General features: G+C 74.2%; 20 protein-coding genes. 6 read left to right on the plus strand and 14 right to left on the minus strand.

Features of this window, described 5'->3' with window-relative positions; all coding sequences use genetic code 11:
* Window positions 1-12: 12 nt before the first annotated feature.
* Window positions 13-1,464 carry a PLP-dependent aminotransferase family protein gene (locus tag ACGFSH_RS22375; RefSeq protein ID WP_393351252.1) on the minus strand — a complete coding sequence of 484 codons (1,452 nt, stop codon included), beginning with the start codon at window positions 1,462-1,464 and terminating at the stop codon, window positions 13-15.
* Here ACGFSH_RS22375 and ACGFSH_RS22380 point away from each other — a divergent pair.
* Together ACGFSH_RS22380 and ACGFSH_RS22385 are read left to right on the plus strand one after the other, a co-directional pair.
* Entirely contained in the window at window positions 1,463-2,389 is a 927-nt protein-coding gene (locus tag ACGFSH_RS22380; protein WP_393351254.1) for a DMT family transporter, read from the plus strand. The two genes, ACGFSH_RS22375 and ACGFSH_RS22380, sit on opposite strands and share 2 nt — an antisense overlap.
* Before the next feature lie 93 nt (window positions 2,390-2,482).
* On the plus strand, window positions 2,483-2,686 hold the full coding sequence (locus ACGFSH_RS22385) for a DUF1918 domain-containing protein (protein ID WP_393351257.1): 204 nt from the start codon (window positions 2,483-2,485) through the stop codon (window positions 2,684-2,686).
* Window positions 2,687-2,734: 48 nt separating this feature from the next.
* Here ACGFSH_RS22385 and ACGFSH_RS22390 read toward each other — a convergent pair whose 3' ends face one another.
* The gene (locus tag ACGFSH_RS22390) at window positions 2,735-3,955 is read right to left on the minus strand and encodes a glycoside hydrolase family 10 protein (protein WP_393351258.1); all 1,221 of its coding nucleotides are present in this window, start codon (window positions 3,953-3,955) and stop codon (window positions 2,735-2,737) included.
* Between the two features lie 182 nt (window positions 3,956-4,137).
* Between ACGFSH_RS22390 and ACGFSH_RS22395 the strand changes: the two genes are divergently transcribed.
* A complete protein-coding gene (locus tag ACGFSH_RS22395; protein ID WP_256917725.1) occupies window positions 4,138-4,995 on the plus strand; it encodes a 3-hydroxybutyryl-CoA dehydrogenase in 858 nt (285 codons plus the stop codon).
* Window positions 4,996-5,193: 198 nt separating this feature from the next.
* Window positions 5,194-5,451: a hypothetical protein gene (locus tag ACGFSH_RS22400; RefSeq protein ID WP_393351261.1), complete on the plus strand. Its 258-nt coding sequence runs from the start codon at window positions 5,194-5,196 to the stop codon at window positions 5,449-5,451.
* A 46-nt stretch (window positions 5,452-5,497) separates the two neighbouring features.
* Here the strand turns inward: ACGFSH_RS22400 and ACGFSH_RS22405 are convergent, their stop codons facing one another.
* The 9 genes from ACGFSH_RS22405 to infC form a co-directional block, all read right to left on the minus strand.
* The gene (locus tag ACGFSH_RS22405) at window positions 5,498-6,028 is read right to left on the minus strand and encodes an NUDIX hydrolase (RefSeq protein ID WP_393351264.1); all 531 of its coding nucleotides are present in this window, start codon (window positions 6,026-6,028) and stop codon (window positions 5,498-5,500) included.
* Window positions 6,029-6,151: 123 nt separating this feature from the next.
* Window positions 6,152-7,492, minus strand: coding sequence for a transcriptional regulator (locus ACGFSH_RS22410; RefSeq protein WP_393351266.1), 1,341 nt, complete (start codon window positions 7,490-7,492; stop codon window positions 6,152-6,154).
* Window positions 7,493-8,101: 609 nt separating this feature from the next.
* The gene (pheT, locus tag ACGFSH_RS22415; RefSeq protein ID WP_393351269.1) at window positions 8,102-10,615 is read right to left on the minus strand and encodes a phenylalanine--tRNA ligase subunit beta; all 2,514 of its coding nucleotides are present in this window, start codon (window positions 10,613-10,615) and stop codon (window positions 8,102-8,104) included.
* The gene (gene pheS / locus ACGFSH_RS22420; RefSeq protein ID WP_393351271.1) at window positions 10,615-11,736 is read right to left on the minus strand and encodes a phenylalanine--tRNA ligase subunit alpha; all 1,122 of its coding nucleotides are present in this window, start codon (window positions 11,734-11,736) and stop codon (window positions 10,615-10,617) included. The genes pheT and pheS overlap by 1 nt, the downstream gene beginning before the upstream one ends.
* A 150-nt stretch (window positions 11,737-11,886) precedes the next feature.
* A complete protein-coding gene (locus ACGFSH_RS22425; RefSeq protein ID WP_393351273.1) occupies window positions 11,887-13,002 on the minus strand; it encodes an ATP-binding protein in 1,116 nt (371 codons plus the stop codon).
* A gap of 54 nt (window positions 13,003-13,056) precedes the next feature.
* On the minus strand, window positions 13,057-13,917 hold the full coding sequence (locus ACGFSH_RS22430; RefSeq protein WP_393351274.1) for a TrmH family RNA methyltransferase: 861 nt from the start codon (window positions 13,915-13,917) through the stop codon (window positions 13,057-13,059).
* A gap of 153 nt (window positions 13,918-14,070) precedes the next feature.
* Window positions 14,071-14,454 (minus strand): 50S ribosomal protein L20, encoded by a 384-nt coding sequence (gene rplT, locus ACGFSH_RS22435; protein WP_057580434.1) that lies wholly within the window; start codon window positions 14,452-14,454, stop codon window positions 14,071-14,073.
* Window positions 14,455-14,552: 98 nt separating this feature from the next.
* Window positions 14,553-14,747, minus strand: coding sequence for a 50S ribosomal protein L35 (gene rpmI, locus ACGFSH_RS22440; protein ID WP_003977225.1), 195 nt, complete (start codon window positions 14,745-14,747; stop codon window positions 14,553-14,555).
* Window positions 14,748-14,854: 107 nt separating this feature from the next.
* Entirely contained in the window at window positions 14,855-15,565 is a 711-nt protein-coding gene (gene infC / locus ACGFSH_RS22445; protein ID WP_393351639.1) for a translation initiation factor IF-3, read from the minus strand.
* Between the two features lie 372 nt (window positions 15,566-15,937).
* Here infC and ACGFSH_RS22450 point away from each other — a divergent pair, with 372 nt between their 5' ends.
* Entirely contained in the window at window positions 15,938-16,315 is a 378-nt protein-coding gene (locus ACGFSH_RS22450) for a DUF1844 domain-containing protein (protein WP_393351276.1), read from the plus strand.
* A gap of 63 nt (window positions 16,316-16,378) precedes the next feature.
* Here the strand turns inward: ACGFSH_RS22450 and ACGFSH_RS22455 are convergent, their stop codons facing one another.
* Window positions 16,379-17,140 (minus strand): SseB family protein, encoded by a 762-nt coding sequence (locus ACGFSH_RS22455; protein ID WP_393351278.1) that lies wholly within the window; start codon window positions 17,138-17,140, stop codon window positions 16,379-16,381.
* A 155-nt stretch (window positions 17,141-17,295) separates the two neighbouring features.
* On the opposite strand from ACGFSH_RS22455, the gene ACGFSH_RS22460 reads away from it, so the two are divergent.
* A complete protein-coding gene (locus tag ACGFSH_RS22460; protein ID WP_393351279.1) occupies window positions 17,296-18,351 on the plus strand; it encodes a serine hydrolase in 1,056 nt (351 codons plus the stop codon).
* On the opposite strand, the gene mycP is transcribed toward ACGFSH_RS22460, so the two are convergent.
* Both mycP and ACGFSH_RS22470 read right to left on the minus strand, forming a co-directional pair.
* Entirely contained in the window at window positions 18,327-19,604 is a 1,278-nt protein-coding gene (gene mycP, locus ACGFSH_RS22465; RefSeq protein ID WP_393351282.1) for a type VII secretion-associated serine protease mycosin, read from the minus strand. The genes ACGFSH_RS22460 and mycP overlap by 25 nt on opposite strands.
* Entirely contained in the window at window positions 19,601-20,581 is a 981-nt protein-coding gene (locus ACGFSH_RS22470; RefSeq protein ID WP_393351283.1) for a hypothetical protein, read from the minus strand. The genes mycP and ACGFSH_RS22470 overlap by 4 nt, the downstream gene beginning before the upstream one ends.
* Between the last annotated feature and the right edge of the window lie 1,056 nt (window positions 20,582-21,637).

A 21,637-nucleotide genomic window follows, 5' to 3' on the forward strand; every position in this document is an offset into this window, starting at 1 on the left:
GCGCGCGGGACGTCATGTCGAACGGTTTGCGGGCAGCGCCTCCCGGCACGCGGCCTCCAGCCGCCGTACGCCCTCCGCGATCTCCTGCGTCCCCGCGACGGCGGCGAAGCTCAGCCGGACGTGGGCGGCCGGGGGTTCGGCGCTGAAGTAGGGCCGGCCCGGGGTGAGGGCGACCCCGGCGCGCAGCGCGGCGGCGGTGAAGGCCGCCTCGTCCGTGCCGTCGGGCAGCCGCAGCCACAGGTGGTAGCCGCCGGACGGGATGTGCGGCAGGGCGAGGCGGGGCAGCCGCAGCCGCAGCGCCGCGGCCATCGCGTCCCGCCGGGCCCTCAGCTCGGTCGCGACGGAGCGCAGGTGGCGCGGCCAGGCCGGCGAGCCGATGAGTTCGAGGGCCGCCTCCTGCAACGGGCGGGGCACGAAGAAGCTGTCGACGACCTGGATGGCGCGCAGCCGCTCCAGCACCGGGCCGCGGGCCACCAGGGCGCTGACCCGGAAGCTCGGCGAGGTCGCCTTGGTCAGCGAGCCCACGTGGACGACGACGCCGTCGGGGTCCTCGGCGGCGAGCGGGCGCGGCAGCGGGCCGGCGTCCTCGTGCGCGAGACGGCGCACGAAGTCGTCCTCCACGACGAACGCGCCCGCCTCCCGGGCGATGCGCAGCACCTCGGCCCGCCGGCCGGCGGCGAGGACGGCACCGGTGGGGTTCTGGAACAGCGGCTGGCAGACGAAGACGCGGGCGCCGCTCGCCCGGAACGCGTCGGCGAGCAGGTCCGGCCTGACGCCGTCCGGGTCGACCGGGACCGGGACCGGCCGCAGCCCCGAGGAGCGGGCGATCGCCAGCATGCCGGGGTAGGTCGGGGACTCCACCAGCACCGGCGCGCCGGGCGGGGCCAGGGCGCGCAGCGCGGTGGTCAGCGAGGCCTGGCCGCCGCCGCTGACCAGGACCTCGGCCGCGGTGACCGGGCCGCCGACGGTGCGCGCGAACCATTCGCGCAGCTCCGGCAGCCCCTCCATCGGCGGCCGCCCCCAGGCGCCGGGCCGGCGGCCCGCACGGGCCAGGGCCGCGGCCATGGCCCGCTCCGGCTGAAGCGAGGGGTGGAGGTAGCCGCCGTTGAACTCGATCACTCCGGGCGGCGGGGCGGACAGCGAGACGGTGACGCCCGAGGCGTCCACCGAGCGCGGGACGAGATCGCCCGCCCCGTCCGCGCTCAGCGACACCTCCTGCCAGGAGGTGTCGCCGACGGGAGCGGCGGTGTGCGGCGGACGGGCCCGGAAGGCGCCCGCGCCGGGGCGGGTGACCACGAGCCCCTCGGCGGCGAGGTGCGCCAGCGCCCGCGAGACGGTCACCGGGCTCACCCGGTATCTCTCGACGAGTGCCCGGCTGGACGGGAGCTTCCCACCCGGCGAGTAGCGGTCGAACTCCGCACGCAGGCGTTCCACCAGTTCACCCACACTGCTACGCTCTTGCATGAAGACACAGAGTAGCGCTATCGCAGCACCGCCGATAGCGGTCGGCGTCCCGGACCCCGCCGGAGCGCGGAGCGGCCCCGGCACCCTCCAGGCCGCCCTCGGCGTCGTCGCCTTCTCGCTGACGTTCCCGGCCACCGCCTGGGGCCTGGAGGGGTTCGGTCCCTGGGCGCTCGTGGCGGTGCGCAGCGTCCTGGCCGCGCTGATCGCCGGGGTGTGCCTGCTCTCCCTGAGGATCGCGCCGCCCCCTCGGCGGCACTGGGCGGGGCTCGCCGTCGTCGCCGGCGGGGTCGTCGTCGGGTTCCCGCTGCTGACCACACTCGCGCTGCGGACGTCCACGACCGCGCACGCGGCCGTCGTGGTGGGTCTGCTGCCGCTGACGACCGCGCTGCTGTCCGCCCTGCGCACGGGCGCCCGCCCGTCGCGGGCCTTCTGGGCGGCGGCCCTGGCCGGCGCCGCCGCGGTGGCCGTGTTCACCGTGCAGCAGAGCGGCGGGGCCCTGACCACCGCCGACCTCTACCTGTTCGGGGCGCTGCTGGTGTGCGCGGCCGGCTACACCGAGGGCGGCCGGCTGGCCCGGGTCATGCCGGGCTGGCAGGTGATCGGCTGGGCGCTGGTGCTCTGCCTGCCCCTCACCCTGCCCGCCGCCGCGCTCGCCCTCGCCGTGGAGCCCGTCCGCCTCACCGCGCACAGCGTGGCCGGGCTGCTGTGGGTCGCCGCCGGCTCGCAGTTCCTCGGCCTGGTCGTCTGGTACCGGGGCATGGCGGCCATCGGAGTCCCCCGGGCCAGCCAGTTGCAGTTGGCCCAGCCGCTGCTCACACTGGTGTGGTCGGTGCTGCTGCTGGGCGAACACCTCACGCCCGCCGCGCCGCTGACGGCCGCGGCCGTCGTCGTCTGCATCGCCGTCACCCAGCGGGCGCGCGGCTGACCACGAGCCGCCCCGCCGGCGACGGCCCGTGCGGGACGCGAGGCGCCGACCCGACGGCACGGATCCCCGCCCGGCTCTTGTGAGGAGGCCCAGATGCGCGCAACCACGGGTGACCAGCTTGTCCAGCACGGCAGGGTGGTCGGGCAACACGACAAGGTCGGCGAGATCGTCGAGGTGCTGGGCCAGGGCGGCGACCCGCCGTTCCGCGTCCGCTTCGAGGACGGGCACGTGGGCGTGTGCTCGCCCGGCCCCGACACCGAGATCCGCCACCGCACCGCCGGGGAACGGCGCCCCTAGCGCCCCGCCCGTAAGGCCTCTCCTGGGCTCTCCTCCGGCTCGCTCCGCTCAGCCCGGGGGCACGGCCGGCTGCCCGTAGTGATCGGCGACCACCCGGGCCATCGCTCCGATCCGGTCCTTCCTCACGTCCCCGGCGGCGAAGAACACATGCCCGCGCACCTCGGGGTGGGCGGCGGCCAGGTCGAGGTGGGCCGACAGTTCGGCCGGGTCCTGCCAGGCGGCCGGCTGGGCCGGGTCGCCCGCCCGGTACAGGGCCTCGCCGATGTACAGCCGGGTGCGGCTGCCCCTGGCCACCTCCGCCCACCAGGGCACCAGCTCGGCGTAGTCGGCGACCGGCAGCCCGATGTTCCAGTACAGCTGGGGGACGACGTAGTCGATCCAGCCCTCCTTGACCCACTTGCGCGTGTCGGCGTGGATGTCGTCGTACGACTGAAGGGCCCGGGTGTCGGAGCCGCGCGGGTCGGTGGCGGCGTTGCGCCACACGCCGAACGGGCTGATCCCGAACTGGGTGCCGGGCCGGGTGGCCCGGATGCGGGCGGCCGTCTCCAGCACCAGCCGGTCGACGTTGTCGCGCCGCCAGGCGGCCCGGGTCGCGAAGGCCCCGCCGTGGGCGTCGTAGGCGTCCTGGTCGTCGAAGGTCTGCCCGGCGACCGGGTACGGATAGAAGTAGTCGTCGAAGTGCACGGCGTCCACGGGGTACTTGGCGACCGCGTCGAGAATCGCGTCCTGCACGAAGGCGCGGACCTCCGGCAGGCCGGGGTTGTAGTAGAGCCGGCCGCCGAACCGCACCACCCAGTCCGGGTGCCGGCGCGCGGGGTGCGCGGCGACCAGCCGGGAGGGGTCGTCGTGCGTCGCGATCCGGTAGGGGTTGAACCAGGCGTGCAGCTGGAGGCCGCGGGCGTGGGCCTCCGAGACGGCCGTGCCGAGCGGGTCCCAGCCCGGCGCCCTGCCCTGGACGCCGGTGAGCACCTCGGACCACGGCTCGAACGGCGACGGCCACAACGCGTCGGCCGTGGGCCGCACCTGGAGGATGACCGTGTTCAGCCGTCTGCGCACCGCCACGTCCAGCAGGGCGATCAGCTCGGCGCGCTGGGCGGCGGCGGTCAGTCCGGTCCGCGACGGCCAGTCCCGGTTGGAGACGGTCGCCAGCCACATGCCCCGCATCTCGCCCGTCGCCCGCCGCTCCCGCCCGGGAGCGGCCGCCGCGCCCGTCGTGGTGAACGCCGACAGCGCTGCCAGCGCGAACGCCCGCCGGGTCAGTCGCCCCATCGCACACCTCCCCACATACTCTGCGGATCCGTTCGGTCACGGATCGTTTCCGGGGCCCAGCATGCCCCCACCCCGACGATCGATCATCGATACTTGCTAGTAACGTGCACGATCGGAGCAGGCCGTCCGGGACCCGGCAGACCTGCCACAGCCAACAGAGTCAGCGCGGCGAAAGGTGCGATGTGACCGACATCGAGCGGGTCGGAGTGGTGGGCTGCGGCCAGATGGGGGCGGGCATCGCCGAGGTCTGCGCGCGCGCCGGCCTCGACGTCAAGGTCGCCGAGACCAACGGCGAGGCCCTGGAGATCGGCCGGACCCGGCTGCTCAACTCCCTGGCCAAGGCCGCCGAGCGCGGCAAGATCTCCGAGGAGGAGCGGGACGCCGCGCTGGCGCGCCTGAGCTTCACCACCGACCTCGGGGAGTTCGCCGACCGTGATCTGGTCGTCGAGGCCGTCGTCGAGAACGAGCAGGTCAAGACCGAGATCTTCCAGGTCCTCGACCAGGTGGTGACCCGCCCGGACGCGATCCTCGCCTCCAACACCTCCTCCATCCCGCTGGTGAAGCTGGCGGTCGCCACCTCGCGGCCCGACCAGGTCGTCGGCATCCACTTCTTCAACCCGGCGCCCGTGCAGCAGCTCGTCGAGCTGATCCCGGCGCTGACCACCTCGGAGGGCACGCTCGGCCGGGCGCAGCTGTTCGCCGAGAAGGTGCTCGGCAAGCACGCGATCCGCGCCCAGGACCGCTCCGGCTTCGTGGTCAACGCGCTGCTGATCCCCTATCTCCTGTCCGCGATCCGGATGTTCGAGACGGGCATCGCCAGCCGCGAGGACATCGACAACGGCATGGAGATGGGCTGCGCCCACCCGATGGGCCCGCTGAAGCTGTCCGACCTGATCGGTCTGGACACGGTCGCCTCGGTCGCGTTCTCGATGTACGAGGAGTACAAGGAACCGCTCTACGCCGCTCCCCCGCTGCTCCAGCGCATGGTCGACGCCGGCCGGCTGGGCCGCAAGACCGGCTCGGGCTTCTACACGTACTGACCGGCGTCACGCAGGTCACCTCGCCGGCCGGTCACGGGCCCGGCGCTCCGCGGAGCGCCGGGCCCGTTCCCTTCACACGCCGTGTGCGCACCGGGTCCGCATATGCCGCACGCACACTCTCCCCCGGTGCCCGCCGGGCGGGTTGACTCATCATGCGCATGCAAGGGATGTGAGACGACCACGGAAAGGAGCGGACACGTGACCACCGATTCCGGGCATCCCGTCGTCCATGGAGAACTCGCGGAGTTACGGCGCCGCCTCGACGTGGCGTACGCCCGCGTCGAGGGCGGTCTGGCCCTGCTGACGCACCGCACCGAGGAGACCGCCAAGGAGCTCGACGAACTGAGCACCCGCGTCGGGGCGTTGGAGCACGCACGCTGGCCGCTGCCGGCCGTGGCCGCGCTCACCGCCGTCGGCGCGCTGGCCGTGACGGTCTGGCAGGCGTTCGGACGCTAGCGTCCACGAGGGCCGGTGCGCCGTCCGCGCCTCCTGCCCGGCGGGTTCAGCCGAGCCTCATGTGACGCAGCAGCATCAACGCGGCCGCCATGTTGGCGGCCGGGACCTCCCCCCGGGCGACCAGATCGGGGACGAGCTTGAGGGAGACCCATTCCCTGCGGTCCGACTCGAAGTCGTCCACGGGGTGCCCCGTGTACCGCGCCTCGTCCGACCAGTAGATGTGGTGGACGGCGTCGGTGAGCCCGTTGGACGGCTCCACGCTCATCAGGTGACGCAGGGGCCCCGGCCGCCAGCCGGTCTCCTCCTCCAGTTCCCGGGCGGCCGCCCGGGCGACGTCCTCGCCGTCCTCCACCACGCCCGCGGCCAGCTCCCAGCCCCAGCTGTCGGTGATGAAGCGGTGCCGCCACAGCAGGAGGACCTCGTTGGCGTCGTTGACGACGGTCGCCACGGCGACGGGCCGCAGCCGTATGAGGAAGTGGTCCAGGTGCCGGCCGTCGGGCAGCTCCACATCTGCCAGGTTGACGCTGAACCAGCGGTTTTCATACACAGTTTGTTCGTTCTGTTTTGTCCACTGCACGGTTCTGCCACCTTCCGTCGAGTAAGTGGCAATATCGCAGCAGGAACCGTGCGGCGTCGGCGCGGACGCCGGGCCTGCGCCTCTTCGGCCGCCGGGAGATGCGGGCGTCCCGCGACGCCCCGCCTACAGCGGGACGCGCAGCGCCCCGTCGATGAGTTCGGCCGCCTCGGCCGTGCCCGCGCAGTCGCTGCGCACGAGGTGCTCGCGCACCGCCCGGAGCCGGTCGCGCAGCCGCTGGGACTCCATCCCGCGCGCCTGCTCGGCCATCCGCACCGCGGTCACCACCGCCTTGTCCGCGTTGCCCTGGCGCAGCTCGATCGTGCTGAGCATGGCCAGCCGGTGCACCCGGCCGCGGTCGTGCGCCGGGGTGCCCACGGCGGCCGTCGCGTGCTCGGCGGCCGCGGTGAGATCGCCGAGGCTGAGCAGCGCCTCCGCCACCTGGACGTTGACCAGACCGGGCTGGACATAGCCGGTCTCGTCGGGCTCGTGCCCACGCCGGATACGGTCGGCGGCGGTCTCGGCCCGCCGGATGCACGACAGGGCGCTCGTGCCGTCTCCGAGGTGCGCGTACGCCTTCGCCTGCATCGCGTACAGGTCCGAGGCGAGAGCGGGCGTGATGTGCTTGCCCGCCGCCCGCAGCGCCGCCTCCGCGAACGCCACGGCCTGCCGGTACTCCCGCATGAACAGCGACTGGTTCACCAGCAGGGCGATGACGTACGCGCCCAGCCCTCGGTCACCGCTGGCCTTCGCCAGCCTGAGCGCCTGGTGGAAGTAGCGCTGGGCGAGGCCGTGCGCGTCGGAGTCGTAGGCGCAGATCCCCGCGACCGCCACCAACCCGCCGGTCGCGCGGTGCAGTTGACGTCCCGTCTCGTCCGTGTAGCTGCCCCGCAGCAGGGGCGCGGTCTCGGCGTTCAGGAAACCGACGACACGGCTGCGGGTCGCGATGCCGCCCGCCTTGCGGTACATCTGCTCGTAGTGGGCGCGCGCGGCGCGCAGCATCTCGATGTCCGCCGAGGTCACCCGGTGCCGGCCGCCGCGCGAGACGTCCACGTCCTCCGGCGGGTTCTCCCACTCCCACACCGGCATCACGGCCGGCGTGCCGGTGACGGCGGGCGCGCCCAGGAGGTGCGGGCGCTGCTGCTCGTCCGAGCGCCACAGGGCGGTGGCCCGCTCGACGAAGCCGGAGAGCGAGGCGCCGTGCGGGGTGGACGGCTCGCCCGGCACGCCGAGGCCGATGTCGTCGAGGGTGACCGGCCGGTGCAGCCGCACCGCGAGCACCTCGCAGATGAGGTCGGGCACCTGGCCGCGCGGGCGCTGGCCCTTCAGCCAGCGGGCCACCGCCGTGTGCTCGTACCGCAGGGCGAGGCCGCGGGCCCGTCCGGCCTGGTTGACGTGGGCGGCGAGGCCCGCGTGCGAGACGCCCGCCTCGTCGAGGATCGCGTCGAGCAGAGTGTTGGGCTGCATGGGTGCCCCCCGGTGCCGTGCCTCGTGCCGTCAGACTAGTGGGTCCGACTTCACACGGGGTGTGAATGCAAAGCCCACGTCCACGGGCCGTGCACGCTGCCACGACGCACCCGCGCCCGGTTGACTGGAGCGCCTCGCAAGAGGTTCGCCGGGCCGTCGGCTCCCCCTCGAAAAGCGACGGCCCGGCGGCGCGCTGCGCGCTCCGCGCATCCGGCGAAGAGTCAGGTCCCGGGTACGTGAACCTGTGCCCTGAGGTGTCGGGTGCGTGGACATGTGCGGGGTCCGCTGTGGCCGGTCGCGCAGTTCCCCGCGCCCCTAGGGGGTCGCACCTGACCCCTCCGACAACAAACCCCAAGCCGACCGCAGAACCGCACCCCCTCAGGGGCGCGGGGAACTGCGCGAACAACCCCCACCGGCCGGCACACAGAACACGACCGAAGGCCGGGTGGGGAGGGCGCAGGGGCGCAGCCCCAGCAGCCCTCTCAGGGGCGCGGGGAACTGCGCGACCAGCCCCCACCGGCCGGCAGCCACAACACAACACCCACCGGGGTGCAGGGGCGCAGCCCCGCACCCCCTCAGGGGCGCGGGGAACTGCGCAGAAACCCGGGCTCAGCCCCGCAGGGCCGCTCCGGTCCGCTCCCCCGCCAGGGCGACCGCCGCATCACGTGCGGCCGACGCCTCGTCGACGGTCAGCGTCCGGTCCCCCGCGCGAAAGCGCAGCGCGTACGCCAGCGACTTCTTCGCCTCGCCGAGCTGCTCCGCGTTCTCGTAGACGTCGAACAGCCGGATGTCCTCCAGCAGTTCGCCCGCCCCCTCGCGCAGCGCGGCCTCGACGTCGGCGTGCGGCACGAGCCGGTCGACGACGAGGGCGACGTCCTGCGTGGCCACGGGGAACGTGGAGATGCTCGGCGCCTGGGGCGTGTCGTCGCCGACCTGCTCCAGGACGTCCAGGTCCAGCTCCATGGCGCAGGTGCGCGCGGGCAGACCGAGGGCCTTCAGCACGCGGGGGTGCAGCTCGCCCGCGTGGCCGACGACCCGCTCGGCGCCGTCGGCGGTCACGACGAACTCGGCACAGCGCCCGGGGTGCCACGGACCGTAGCGGCCGTTGCGGACGACCGGTTCGACGCCGGCCTCGCGGGCGACCGTGCGCCCGGCCTCGATCGCGTCGGCCCAGGTCGCGGGACGGCCCTTGCCCCACCAGCCGGCCTGCTCGCGGGCGCCCGCGAGGACGACGGCGACATGGCGCGGCTGCTCGGGCAGCACGGCGTTCAGCGACGCCAGCTCCTCGTCGGTGGGACGGCGGTCGACGGGCAGGTGCCCGGCGACGCCCTGCTCCTCGCGCGGGAGGAAGACCAGGCCGGTCTCGAAGAGCGCCAGGTCGTGCGAGCCGCGGCCGTCGTTGCGCCGCAGCGCGCCCAGCAGGCCCGGCAGCAGCGACGTGCGCAACGCGGGCTCCTCGTCGTTGAGCGGGTTGGTGAGCTTCACGACGCGGCGGGCCGGGTCGTCGGCGTCCAGGCCCAGCTGGTCGAAGACCTGCTCGCTGACGAACGGGTAGTTCGGCGCCTCGACGTAGCCCGCCCCGGCCAGCGCGCGCCCGACGCGGCGGTGCAGCCGCTGGCGGTGGGTGAGCCCGCGGCCCGAGGGCGGCTTGGGCAGCGTGGAGGGCAGGTTCTCGTAGCCCTCCAGCCGGATGACCTCCTCCGCCAGGTCGTTGACCTCGGTGAGGTCGGGCCGCCAGGACGGCACGGTGACGATCAGCTCGTCCTGCCCGTACACGTCGCAGCCGATCTCCTGGAGGCGGCGCACCACCGTCTCGCGGCCGTAGACCACGCCGGCGACCTTGTCCGGGTGGTCGGCCGGGACGCTGATCGTGTGCGGCGCGGAGGGGGCGACGATCTCCGTGACGCCGGCGTCGGCGGTGCCGCCCGCGAGGAGCACCAGCAGGTCCACCGTGCGCTGCGCCGCCGCTGCGGCGGCCTGCGGGTCGACGCCGCGCTCGAAGCGCCGGGACGCCTCGGAGGACAGCTTGTGGCGACGGGCCGTGCGCGCGATCGACACCGCGTTGAAGTGCGCGGCCTCGATGACCACGTCGGTCGTCGGGCTCTCGAGGTCGTCGTGGTCGGCGATCTCGGTGTTGGCGCCGCCCATGACGCCGGCGAGGCCGATGGGACCGCGGTCGTCGGTGATGACGAGGTCCTCGGCGTGCAGCTTGCGGGTGACGCCGTCGAGGGTGACGATCTGCTCGCCCTCGGCGGCCCGGCGCACCCCGATGGCGCCCTGGACCAGGTTGCGGTCGTAGGCGTGCAGCGGCTGGCCCAGCTCCGTCATCACGTAGTTGGTGACGTCGACGGCGAGCGAGATGGGACGCATGCCGACCTTCTGAAGCCGGCGCTTCAGCCAGATCGGGGAGCGCGCCTCGGGGCTCAGGCCGGTGACGGTGCGGGCGGTGAAGCGGTCGCAGCCCATCGGCTCGGAGATCTGCACCGGGTAGCCGAAGGCGTTCGGCGCGGGAACGTCGAGCAGTGCCGGGTCGCGCAGCGCCAGACCGTAGGCGATGGCGGTCTCGCGGGCGACGCCGCGGATGGACAGGCAGTCGCCGCGGTTGGCGGTGACGGCGATGTCCAGGACCTCGTCGACCAGTTCGAGGAGCTCGATGGCGTCCTTGCCGACCTCGGTCTCCGGCGGCAGCACGATGATGCCCTTGGTGCCGTCGTCGCCCATGCCCAGCTCGTCGCTGGAGCAGATCATGCCGTGGGAGGTCTTGCCGTACGTCTTGCGCGCGGCGATGGCGAAGCCGCCGGGCAGGACCGCGCCCGGGAGGACCACGACGACCTTGTCGCCGACGGCGAAGTTGCGGGCGCCGCAGACGATCTCCTGGGGCTCACCGGTGCCGTTGGCCGTGCCGACGTCGACGGTGCAGAAGCGGATCGGCTTCTTGAAGCCCTCGAGCTCCTCGATGGTCAGTACCTGACCGACGACGAGCGGACCCTTGAGGTCGGCTCCGAGGTGCTCGACGGTCTCGACCTCGAGGCCGGCCGACACCAGCTTGGCCTGCACGTCGCGGCCGGTCTCGGTGGCCGGCAGGTCGACGTACTCCCGCAGCCAGGAAAGCGGGACCCGCATCAGATCTCCATCCCGAACGGCCGGGTGAACCGGACGTCACCCTCGACCATGTCTCGCATGTCTTCGACGTTGTGGCGGAACATCAGCATCCGCTCGATGCCGAACCCGAAGGCGAACCCGCTGTACTTCTCGGGGTCGACGCCGCAGGCGGCCAGCACCTTGGGGTTGACCATGCCGCAGCCGCCCAGCTCGATCCAGCCCTCGCTGGAGCAGGTGCGGCAGGGGCGGTCGGGGTTGCCGACGGACTCGCCGCGGCAGACGTAGCACACCATGTCCATCTCGGCGGACGGCTCGGTGAACGGGAAGAAGTTCGGCCGCAGCCGGGTCTTCATGCCCTCGCCGAACAGCGACTGGACCATGTGGTCCATCGTGCCCTTGAGGTCGGCCATGGTCAGGCCCTCGTCCACGGCGAGCAGCTCGACCTGGTGGAAGACCGGGGTGTGCGTGGCGTCCAGCTCGTCGGTGCGGTACACGCGACCGGGGCAGATCACGTACACCGGCAGCTCGCGGTCGAGCAGCGAGCGGATCTGGACCGGCGAGGTGTGGGTGCGCAGCACGACGCCGGACTCGGTGCCGCCCTGCGGGCCCTGCACGAAGAACGTGTCGGCCTCGCCGCGGGCCGGGTGGTCCGGGCCGATGTTGAGGGCGTCGAAGTTGAACCACTCGGCCTCGACCTGCGGGCCCTCGGCGACCTCGTAGCCCATGGCCACGAAGACGTCCTCGATGCGCTCGGAGAGCGTGGTGAGCGGGTGGCGGGCGCCGGCCGGGATCCGGTCGTGGGGCAGCGTGACGTCCACCGCCTCCTCGACCAGCACCCGTGCGTCGCGCTCGGCCTCCAGCTCCTCCTGGCGGGCGGCGAGGCCCTTGTTCACGGCGCCGCGGGCCTGGCCGACGAGTTTGCCGGCGGCGGCCTTGGCGTGCGGGGGCAGGGCGCCGATCTCGCGGTTGGCGAGGGCGAGCGGGGAGGTGCCGCCGGTGTGGGCGACCTTGGCCTCCTGGAGCGCGTCGAGCGAGTCCGCGGCGGCGAAGGCGGCGAGCGCCTCGTCCCGCATGCGCTCGATCTCTTTCGGTTTCAAGGCCTCGACCTCTACCGGGTCGTACGACTTATTCGGTGCCGACATCTCTTCCCGTGCTTCCGATTGTCTGGCTGAAGGTCCCCGTCATCGACTCACGCAGAGGTCAGAGGGCCGTCCATGGGACACAAGGGTGCCAAAGGCCGAGTCTAACGGGGTGAGGGTGTACCGCTGCGCCCGCGGCTGCCCGGCCGGCTCTCAGGTGAGGTAGGCCGGGGTCGCCACGGGCAGGGTAAATCGGAACTCCGCGCCGCCTCCGGGGGCGCGGCCGACCGTGATGGCGCCGCCGTGGGCTTCGACGATGCCCTTGACGATGTACAGCCCGAGGCCGGTGCCGCCGCGCTTGCTGCCCCGCCAGAAGCGGGTGAAGACGCGGTTCATGGACTCCTCCGGGATGCCTGCGCCCTCGTCGCTCACGGTGACCGATGTGCCGGTGTCCTCCCCTTCCCGGGGGGACGCGGCGGGCGTGACGTCAATGGTGACGGTTCCCTCGCCGTGGCGCACCGCGTTTTCGAGGAGGTTGCTGAGGACCTGGTCCACCTTGTCGGGGTCGGCCCACAGGGCGGGCAGCGGCTGCTCGATGCGCAGCAGGAACCGGTCGGCGGGCTGTCCGGCGGCGACGTAGGCCTGGATGTGCCGTCCCACGGCCGCGCCCATGTCCACAGGCTGACGGCGCACCTCCAGCCGTCCGGAGTCGATGCGCGAGATGTCGAGCAGTTCGGCGATGAGGCGGGTGACGCGGTCCGCGTCGGCGTCGACGGTCTCCAGCATGAGCCGTTTCTGGTCGTCGGTGAACCGCGACCACTTGGCGAGCAGAGTGGCGGTGAAGCCCTTGACGGAGGTGAGCGGGGAGCGCAGTTCGTGGGCGACGGTGGCGATCAGCTCGGCGTGGCTGCGTTCGGTGCGGCGGCGGGCCTCGGTGTCGCGGACCGAGACGACGACCCGGCGGACGGGGCCGGTGGGCTCGTCGCGGACGTAGCGGGCGGAGACGAGGACTTCGCGGCCGCCGGGCAGGAGGAGGTTGCGTTCGGGCTGGCCGACGCGGATGGCGAGGCCGCCGTAGGGGTCGGTCAGCTGCCACCAGCGGCGGCCTTCCAGGTCCTCCAGCGGCAGGGCCTTGTCGAGGCGCTGTCCGAGGGCGTCCTCGGCGGCGACGGCGGTGATGCGCCGGGCGGCGGCGTTGAAGCAGATCACGCGGCCGTTCTCGTCGGCGACGACGAGCCCGTCGGGCAGGTCGTCGGGGTCGATGCCGAGCCCCGCGAGGTCACCGGCCGGCCCGGCCGCTCCCGGTGCCCTGGTCGTGCCGACACTCATCCCCGTACCCCACCTCCCGTCCTCCCGGAAGAGGCCCGCGAACTCGTCACCCTACTAGCTGTCGGTCACGGAGCGGCACCCTCCGGAGGCGCGCTGTGCACGGGCCGACGCGTAGAGACATACGGCGGCGGCGGTCGCGAGGTTCAGGCTCTCGGCCTTTCCGTGGATCGGGACGCGCACGACGGCGTCGGCGAGCGCGCGGGTCTCCTCGGGAAGTCCCCAGGCCTCGTTGCCGAAGACCCAGGCGGTGGGGCCGCCCATGGCGCCGGCGTCGAGTTCGGCGTCGAGGTCGTCGTCCCCCGCGCCGTCCGCGGCGAGGACGCGCACGCCGGCGTCGCGGAGCCCGGCGACGGCCTGTTCGACGGGGACGCCGACGGCGACGGGCAGATGGAAGTGGGAGCCGACGGAGGCGCGGACGGCCTTGGGGTTGTAGAGGTCGACGGAGGCGTCGGTCAGCACCACGGCGTCGGCGCCGGCGGCGTCGGCGCACCGCAGGACGGTGCCGGCGTTGCCGGGGTCGCGGACGTGGGCGAGGACGGCGACGAGCCGGGGCCGGGCGGCGAGGACGCGCTCGAAGGGCACGTCGATGAACCGGCAGATCCCGACGAGTCCCTGGGGCGTGACGGTGGTGGAGACGTCCTCGATGACCTGCTCGGCGGCGAGGTGGATCCGGGCGCCGGCGGAGCGGGCGCCGGCGAGGACGTCGGCGTAGCGTTCGGCGGCCTCCACGGTGGCGAACAGCTCGACGAGGGTGGCCTGTCCGCCGGCGCGGTGCGCCGCGGCCTCCCGGACGGCCTGCGGCCCCTCGGCGAGGAACAGCCGCTCCTTGCCCCGGAAGTTCCGCCGGGCCAGCCGCCGCGCGGCCAGGACGCGGGGGGAGCGGGGGGAGATCAGCTCGGGGGTGGCGGAGGGCATGTGGTTCACCTTCGGTGTCAGGGCGGCCGGCTGGGCGTCGGGGGCGGCTGCGCGACCCCGGGGAGGCGGAGGCGGCGGGCCTCGGCAGCAAAAGGACCCGCAGGCCGAAACCTGCGGGTCCTTCGCTCACGTCGGCCTAGAGCCGGCGGGGCGTCACGCGGCCTTGGGCGCGTTCACGTCCGCGGGGAGGGCCTTCTGCGCGACCTCGACCAGCGCGGCGAACGCGGTGGCGTCGTTCACGGCCAGCTCGGCGAGGATCTTGCGGTCGACCTCGATGTTCGCGGCCTTCAGACCCTGGATGAGGCGGTTGTACGTCATGCCGTTCTGGCGGGCCGCAGCGTTGATGCGCTGGATCCACAGCTGACGGAAGTCGCCCTTGCGCTTCTTGCGGTCGTTGTAGTTGTAGACCAGCGAGTGGGTGACCTGCTCCTTGGCCTTGCGGTACAGGCGCGAACGCTGACCGCGGTAGCCGGAGGCCGCCTCGAGGATCGCCCGGCGCTTCTTGTGGGCGTTGACTGCCCGCTTGACGCGTGCCACTTGTTAACTCCTTGTAGCGGGGCCGTGGTGGGACTCACACGGCCCGGAAACGATTGGGTCCCGGTCTCAGAGGTCGGGCGCGAAGTTCGCGCCCGACGTCACTTGCCGAGAAGCTTCTTGATCTTCGCGGCGTCGCCCGGGGCCATCTCGGCGTTGCCGGTGAGGCGGCGCGTCACGCGGGACGACTTGTGCTCGAGCAGGTGGCGCTTGCCGGCGCGCTCGCGGAGCACCTTGCCGGAGCCGGTGATCTTGAAGCGCTTGCTGGCACCGCTGTGCGACTTGTTCTTCGGCATAGCGCCGTTCTCTCCTCGTCGGTGGCGTTCCGGTGCCCGGTCGTGAAACCGGGCACGGTGGAACGTCGCTGGTATCGGTTATGTCCGCGGGACTCGCGTCCCTCGGATCACGCCTCGGCGGAAGCCTCGGCAGGGGCCTCGGCGTCAGCCGCCGCGGCCTCGACGTCGCCGTCGGCGTTCACGGCGTCGGCGTCCGCGGCGTTCTGCGAGCGGCCGGGGTTGGCCTTCGCCTCGGCCTTGCGGGCCTCCTGCGCCTGCCGGGCCTCGGCCATGGCCTCGGTCTTCTTCTTGTGCGGACCGAGAACCATGATCATGTTCCGGCCGTCCTGCTTCGGGTTCGACTCGATGAAGCCGAGGTCCTCCACGTCCGACGCGAGACGCTGCAGAAGTCGGAAGCCGAGCTCCGGCCGGGACTGCTCGCGACCACGGAACATGATCGTGATCTTGACCTTGTCGCCCGCCTTGAGGAACCGGACGACGTGACCCTTTTTGGTGTCGTAGTCGTGCGGGTCGATCTTCGGCCGGAGCTTCATTTCCTTGATGACCGTGTGCGCCTGGTTCTTGCGCGCCTCACGGGCCTTCATGGCCGACTCGTACTTGAACTTCCCGTAGTCCATGAGCTTGCAGACCGGCGGGCGTGCGCTCGCCGCCACCTCGACCAGGTCGAGGTCGTACTCCTGCGCAAGCTCCAGGGCCTTGGCCAGCGGCACGATGCCGACCTGCTCGCCACTGGGACCGACAAGTCGCACTTCGGGAACGCGAATCCGGTCGTTGATGCGGGGCTCGGTGCTGATGGATCCTCCTCGGTAGCACCACACGGCAGTCTGGCGGACGGCCGCGTAACGTCTGTGTTCGATAGTTTTATAACCACGTCGAAGCACAAAAAATGCCCCGACAATCACATTGCGGGGCTCCAAGCACTACCGGAGCACCGCCGCAAGGATCGCGGGGCGCGCTACCGGGCGACTCCATCGTCCGTACGGAACGATGGGGGCCGCCTGACCGGGGTGACCCGCCGTCCCAAGGGGCGGTCGGGTGGGAGCTCGGAGTCTCCACTTGTGGGCCGGGCCCGCCTGCTGAGGGGCACGCGTGTCCGACCGGTCGTTCACCGAGATTACCAGCCCCCGCCGCGAACGGCCAATCGAGCCTCGCCACCGGACCCGGCGCGGCCTGCGCCTATCGTGTCCTGCATGAGTGACACCTCCCCCTCCGGCTCCGCCGGGACGCCCGCCGCCCCCGACTTCGACGAGATGACCCGCGACATCGCCGAGGTCCCCGCCGTCGAGGTGATCGTCACGGTCGCCGTCAACCTGATGAGCGCCGCGGCCGTGAAGCTCGGGCTCACCGAGGAGGGCGACGCGTACAAGGACCTGGACGAGGCCCGCAAGCTGGTCACGGCCCTCGCCGGGCTGCTCGACGCGTCCGCGACCGAGATCAGCTCCTTCCACGCGGCCCCGCTGCGCGACGGCCTGAAGTCGCTCCAGCTGGCGTTCCGCGAGGCGTCGGTCGTCCCGGACGAGCCGGGCCAGGGCCCGGGCGAGAAGTACACGGGCCCGGTCTACGGCTGAGTCGTTCCCCGCGGATCGACTCTCCGCGGTTCGGCTCTCCGCTGTTCGGCTCTCCGAGACACGTCAGCTGTTCGCGCCGTCGCGCTTCGCGTCGTCGCTCTTCACGTACAGGGGCTCGCCCGGGGGCGTCGTCCCGGCCGGCAGCACTGCCAGGTCGAGGCCGCCCACCAGGCGGGCCCTCAGCGTTTCGTCGGCCGCGAGGCGACGGGCCACGGCTCGTGCCGTCTCGGCGGGGACGACCGCGGGGTCGAGGACGAGGGCGAGGGTGCCGTCGGCCTCGCCGGGTCCGAGGTGGGCGCTGAGGACCTCCGGTTCGGCGGCCACGGCGGCCCGGACCGCCGCGACGACCGCGGGGTCGGCGAGCGGATCGGCGGAGGTGCGGCCCTCGGCGAGCGCCAGCAGGGCGGGCCCGGTCAGTTCGAAGGCCACCGGCCCGGCCAGGTCGAGGACGACGGTGTCGGCCTTCTCGTGCGCGGCCGCCTGGAGCGCCTGGTGCAGCGGGACGGCGACCGGGCGGGCCTCGGGATCCCAGCGGGCGAGGGAGTCGGTGGAGGTGAAGGCGGGCAGCGCGGTGCGCGGGCCCGCCTTGAGGGTGGGGACCGCCATGTCGCTGGTCTTCTCGCGGCGCAGCCCGTTCTCGTCCTCCTCGACCTCGCCCAGCACGGCCACGACGGGGACGAGGAGCCGGGCGCCCTTGAGGGCCGCCAGCACCGGGCCCACGGCGGTGCGGTCCTCGGCCCAGGCGGCGAGCGCCGCGCTCAGCCGGGGGTCGGCGGAGCCGTCGTCGTCGGAGAAGCCGGGGTCGGGAATGTTCTTGTTCGCCACGGTCGTCGACCCTATCGGGACCCGCCGGCGAGGCGGTGCGGGGCCCGGGTCACGGCGCCGGGGCCGGGGCCGTTCACGGGATTCTCAGGCTCTCCTGACCCCGCTCTCACGCCGGTCCCACGGCCCGCACAGCCGTCGCCCCGAGCATCACGGCCATGGAATCCCGCGGAGCACGTCGCGGCCGCCGCGCTCGTCCCGCCCGGCGCCGCCCTGTCCTGCCCCTCGCGCTCGCCGCGGCCGCCGTGCTGGGCGTCGCGGCCGGCGGCACGGTCTGTGTGACGGCGCCGGCCCACTCGGGCGGCCGGGCGGTCGTATCGTCGTCCTCCGCGACGCCTTCGGCGTCGACGTCGGCGGACGGGACCGGGGAGGCGGCGGTGGGGACCGAGGCGGCGGCTGCCGGGGAGGACCGTGACGCGCTGCTGGCGTCGGCCATGGGGCCGGTGACCGTGCCCGGGTCGGCGGCGGTGTCCGTGGCCGTGCTCGACCTGGCGTCCGGCGAACGCGCCGCGTACGGCGGGGGCGTCTTCGAGACGGCGTCGATCGTCAAGGCGGACATCCTGGCCGCGCTGCTGCTGCGGGCCCAGGACGAGGGCCGTCGTCTCACGGCGGCCGAGAAGACGTACGCGACGGCCATGATCGAGACCAGTGACAACGACGCCGCCTCTGCGCTGTGGCGGGCCATCGGCGGGGCCGGGGGCCTCGACGCCGCGAACGAGCGGCTCGGGCTGACCGGCACCGAGGGCGGCGCGGGCGCGCTGTGGGGGCTCACCCGGACCACAGCCGTCGACCAACTGACGTTGCTGCGGCAGGTGTTCGGGAACGGTTCGGTGCTGGGCGAGGCCTCGCGGACGTATCTGCGGACGCTGATGGGGAAGATCGCGGCAGGCCAGGACTGGGGCGTCTCGGCCGCGGCCGACGGGTCCGCGTGGGCGCTGAAGAACGGCTGGCTGCCGCGCAGCACGACCGGGCTGTGGGTCGTCGACAGCATCGGCCGGGTGAGCGCCGGGGGCCGCGACTACGCGGTGGCCGTGCTGTCGAACGGCAGCGCGACGCAGGCGGACGGCATCGCGCTGGTCGAGGCCGCGGCGAGGGCGGCGGTGTCGGTCTTCACCGGGGGCGTGAGCGCCGGACGGGCCGAGGGCACGGCATCGACGTCGGCGTCCGCGTCCGCAACCGCATCCGGCCGTCAGAGGGCCTCGTACGGCTCGTAGGGCTCGTGGGGGCCGGGGGCGCCGGGCCGCCCGTCGCGCCCGCGGCGGCCGCGCCACAGGACGACCGCCGTCAGCAGCAGCACCCCGCCCGCGCCGCCCGCGAGCGGACCGGCCCAGCCGGCGGCGTCGTCGCCGGCCTTCGCCCGGTCGGGGCCGGAGCCGAAGTACCGCTCGCCGTAGGCGGCGGACCGGAGGCCCTGGGGGGTGAGGGAGGCGGCCGCCCTGAGCGCGGCGGCCGGGTCGATGAAGCCGTAGCCGCGGGAGTCGTCGCGGCCGCCCGCAGGGGCGTTGCGGGCCGTGTCCTCCAGGAGTTCCTTGATCTGCGCCGGCGTCAGACCGGGGTGGGCGGCCTTGACGAGCGCGACGGCTCCCGAGACGAACGCGGAGGCGGCGCTGGTCCCCCAGCCCTGGTAGTACTTGTGGTCCGGGTCCGCGATGACGACGTCGACGCCCGGCGCGCTCACGGTCGCGTACCAGCGGCGGGTGGAGAACGAGGCGCGGGTGCCGTAGCGGTCGACGGCCGTCGCGGCGATGACGCCCGGGTAGGCGGCCGGGTAGGAGATGTGGTCGCCCTTCTCGCCGCCGTTGCCGGCCGAGGCCACCACGACCGAACCCCTCTTCAGGGCGTACTGGACGGCCTCGTCCTCGGCGGGCTCGGGGTGGGCGGAGACGGAGTCGTCGCCCAGGGAGAGGTTGATGACGTCGGCGCCCTGGTCGGCGGCCCAGCGGATGCCCTCGGCGAGAGCGTTGCCGCGGGTGTTGCGGGCCTTGGTGCGCTGCGGGTCGCCGTCCTCCAGGATCACGCGGACGGGGAGGATCTTCGCCTCGGGCGCGACGCCGAGCACTCCGTCGTCGTTCCCCTCGCCATGCCCGTGACCGGCGATGATGCCGGCCATCGCGGTGCCGTGGCGGGCCCAGGCGCGCTCACCCGGACGGGCCCCGAAGCCCACCATGTCCCGGCCGGCCAGGACGTTGCCGGCGAGGTCGGGGTGGTCGGCCTCGACGCCGGTGTCCAGGACGGCGACGGTGATGCCACGGCCCTTGGTGGTCTGCCACACCTGCTGGATGTGCAGGGCGTCCAGGGCCCACTGCTGGGCCCGGATGCCGTCGGCGTGGGCGGTGGAGGCGGGCGTCAGGAGGACGGCGGCGGCGAGGAGGCAGCTCAGGAGCCCGGCCCTGCGGGACGTGCGCGCCGTACGGGGTGCGCGGGGCGTGCGGGCCGTCGGGGCGCCAGGGGTCCTGGGGGTGCTCATGAGGGCTGCTCCGAGGGCGTGGCGGCGGTCTTGCGCAGGCCGCGCTCGACACGGTCGGCGAGGCCCTGGGCCTCGTTGCCGAGGCCGGCCTGGGCGGGGGCTGTGGTGGCGCCGGTCGCGGTGGCCCGGGGGGCGGGCTGCGGGGTGTCGACGGTCCGGCCGTCGGCCCAACCGGAGACGGCGTAGACGACGACGGGTGCGTCGGTGAGGACCGACACCGTCCACGAGGCGCGCTGCCGGTCGCCGAAGCCGGCGGCCGCGGTGCCCTTGGCCGCGTACGGGCGTGGCATCAGGTCCGCCCGCTGCGCCAGGCCCTCCTTGGCGAACCGGGCGTCGAGCGCGCGCATCGCGGCGGCGTCCGCGGTGGTGAACAGCAGGCCGACGGTGGTCACGTAGCTCTGGGTGGCGTCGGTGTAGGTGGCGCGCAGCAGGCGTTGGCAGCCGACCGGGGCGAGCACCTTGAGAAGCAGCGGGTCGAAGGCGCGGGCGCAGCCGCTGTCCGGGGCTACGGCGATCCGCGTCCAGGTGCGGTCGGCGCCGCCGGGGCCCGCGCCCTGCCCGTCCACGGTGGGCGGGAAGAGCTGGTCCACGGGCACGTTGTGCCACAGGCCGCCCGCGGCCGTGTACGCGCTGCTCTCGGCGTTCTCCCCCGAGCCGCCGACCAGCCAACTGCCGGTCGCCGCGCCGCCGATGAGGCCCAGCCCGAGGACGAAACAGGCGGCGGCCGCGGCCGTGCGGCCGCGGCGGCCGAGAAGGCGCAGGCCGGGGGCGCGCAGACCGGAGATGCGGGGCGTGTAGCCCTCGGGCCGGGCGAACGTGACCACGGGCCGGGTGGCCCCGGGGGCGCCGCCGGGGGTCATCGGGGCGCTCCAGGACAGGGCGGGATCGGGCCCGTCGGCCTGCCCAGCGACCGGGTCGGGCCGCCGTACGGGTTCCGGAGCGGGCGGCGGGGCGATGGTGAAGTCGGGCTGCCGCACGGGCGCCGCGGGATCCCACGCGGGGCCGGGGCGGAAGTCGTCACGCGGCTCGGCCGCGGGGCCCTGCGTGCGGCCCGGTGTCCGCGCCCCGGGCGCGGGAGACCAGGCCGGGGCCGGACGGGAATCGTCGCGCGGCTCGGCCGCCGGACCCTGCGTGCGGCCCGGTGTCCGCGTCTCGGGGGCGGACGCCCAGGCGGGGCCGGACCGGGAACCGTCACGCTGCTCGGCGCCGGGGCCCTGCGTGCGGGCCTGCGTCCGCGTTTCGGGGCGGGTCGGGCCGGGCGCGGGGACCCAGCCGCGAGGCAGGGGCGACCAGGCGCGCTCGGCGGTGTGGTCTGCGGCCGGCCTCGGCGCGGGGGCGTCGTCCGGTCCCGCGGGGCGGGAAACCCCGGAGCCGGCAGGGCGGGCCCCGCTCGCTCCGGGACCACCGCGAGCCGCCTGACCCGTTTCGGGCGCACCCGGCACGGCCGACGATCCGCGCGGCCCGTGCGCGCAGGCGTCGGCGGGATCCGTGGGCGCGGGGCGGGACGCCGGCCCGGTGGGGCGCGGGGGGCGGCGGAAGTCGTGGGGCGGGCCGGGGCGCGGGGCGGGCGCGCGCTCCTCGGGGCGTCCGGGCGTTGCGGGGGCGTCGCTCCGGACGGCCGGGGCAGGACGGCCCGGGCGGGGCGGGGTGTCCGGGAAGCGCGCCGACGCGGGCGGCGGCGGGGGCGGGGTCATGGCGTCCGTGTGCTGGGCCCGCAGCCTGACGAAGCGGGGGGCGGTGCGGGAGGGGGGACCGGCGGTGCCGGAGGCGGCCGGGGCGCCGTCGTCCGCGCGGGCCTCGGCGGACGGCGGGTGCGCCGGACCGGTGGAGGGCTCGCGGGGGGCGGTGGCCGGCCCGGCCGCGGGCGGAGCGGTCCGGGACGTGAAGTGGCGTTCCTGCGGGCCGGGGGCCGGACGGGGTTCCGGCTCGCGCTCGGGTCGGCCGTCGCTCGCGGGGCGCCCCGTCGCGAGACCGTCCGCGCCGGCGGCGGCCGCGGGGTCCGACGGGCCGGCGGGGTGGGGCGGGTTCGCCGG

The sequence above is a fragment of the Streptomyces sp. NPDC048481 genome (genome assembly GCF_043200075.1).
GTDB lineage: Bacteria > Actinomycetota > Actinomycetes > Streptomycetales > Streptomycetaceae > Streptomyces.

Bases quoted from the DNA above. Each gene is read 5' to 3' on its own strand.
- ACGFSH_RS22385 (WP_393351257.1), top strand. From the start codon at position 2,483: ATGCGCGCAACCACGGGTGACCAGCTTGTCCAGCACGGCAGGGTGGTC.
- ACGFSH_RS22425 (WP_393351273.1), bottom strand. From the start codon at position 13,002: ATGAGTGTCGGCACGACCAGGGCACCGGGAGCGGCCGGGCCGGCCGGT.
- pheT (WP_393351269.1), bottom strand. From the start codon at position 10,615: ATGCGGGTCCCGCTTTCCTGGCTGCGGGAGTACGTCGACCTGCCGGCC.
- rpmI (WP_003977225.1), bottom strand. From the start codon at position 14,747: ATGCCGAAGAACAAGTCGCACAGCGGTGCCAGCAAGCGCTTCAAGATC.
- ACGFSH_RS22390 (WP_393351258.1), bottom strand. From the start codon at position 3,955: ATGGGGCGACTGACCCGGCGGGCGTTCGCGCTGGCAGCGCTGTCGGCG.
- pheS (WP_393351271.1), bottom strand. From the start codon at position 11,736: ATGTCGGCACCGAATAAGTCGTACGACCCGGTAGAGGTCGAGGCCTTG.
- ACGFSH_RS22410 (WP_393351266.1), bottom strand. From the start codon at position 7,492: ATGCAGCCCAACACTCTGCTCGACGCGATCCTCGACGAGGCGGGCGTC.
- ACGFSH_RS22375 (WP_393351252.1), bottom strand. From the start codon at position 1,464: ATGCAAGAGCGTAGCAGTGTGGGTGAACTGGTGGAACGCCTGCGTGCG.
- mycP (WP_393351282.1), bottom strand. From the start codon at position 19,604: ATGAGCACCCCCAGGACCCCTGGCGCCCCGACGGCCCGCACGCCCCGC.
- ACGFSH_RS22460 (WP_393351279.1), top strand. From the start codon at position 17,296: ATGGAATCCCGCGGAGCACGTCGCGGCCGCCGCGCTCGTCCCGCCCGG.
- ACGFSH_RS22450 (WP_393351276.1), top strand. From the start codon at position 15,938: ATGAGTGACACCTCCCCCTCCGGCTCCGCCGGGACGCCCGCCGCCCCC.
- ACGFSH_RS22380 (WP_393351254.1), top strand. From the start codon at position 1,463: ATGAAGACACAGAGTAGCGCTATCGCAGCACCGCCGATAGCGGTCGGC.
- ACGFSH_RS22430 (WP_393351274.1), bottom strand. From the start codon at position 13,917: ATGCCCTCCGCCACCCCCGAGCTGATCTCCCCCCGCTCCCCCCGCGTC.